This is a genomic window from Virgibacillus carmonensis (assembly GCF_057836705.1).
On the sequence record NZ_JBYQFJ010000108.1, the window covers coordinates 1 to 816 of the forward strand.

The window sequence follows — 816 nt, forward strand, 5'->3', positions numbered from 1 at the left end:
ACGTTGGAACAGGCGACCAGAATAACCAGTATTTCCATGAAATCTTCGGTCCAACAAATAAATGGACCTCGATGACGAATGGTGAACCATTAAAAGCAGATCAAACCTACCATTTGCGCGTTCGATTTATTGATGATTCCGCAACGATCTACATTGATGATGAGAAAGTGGGATCCTGGACGCAGGCTGGTGGTGTAGATAAAGCTGGTTTACTAGGCCTAGAGAAGAGCCGTGGCGCAGCTAATATTACGATCTCAAATGTGAGCATCCAGGAATACACGCCACCAGAACCACCAAATACGGAACCGGTAGAACAGACGTTAAGCTCGGATTATATGGATGTCACGATTGATGAAGTATTCCCTCGGGTCATCAAATACAATGTAGACGACCACGTTATGAACGGGCAAGCATCCCCGGTTTACGGATTAAAAGTAAATAATATGCTTTATTACCCTGAAGTAAGTTTTGAAAAGGTTAGTGATAGTGAAGCAGTTTATACGCTAACAGTTAAAGATGAATTTGAAGGTCTTGATGCTACATTCACCCTTTCGCTAAAAGTAGACAATAATAAGGTTATTTACAGCTTTGACGAAATTAGCAATAAAGGGAATGCAGCGATTGAAACGATTGAATTTGCCGATATGAATTTTATCTCGGTAAATGCTACAGAAACGAATGCTAAAGCGAAATTAACCAATCTCAGCAGTGATGTTACCAAACCTGGTGACGTAACGGTGAAGGTTGACGAGGAAATGGAGAAAATGGGTACATCAAAGGGCTATTATACTGCATTTTTGTCTACGGACGAATTAA

At 40.8% G+C, this 816-nt stretch carries 1 pseudogene; it reads left to right on the forward strand.

Annotated elements, in window-relative coordinates:
- Positions 1-816: pseudogene (locus AC3G7N_RS20755) on the forward strand (endo-alpha-N-acetylgalactosaminidase family protein); the annotation flags it as partial.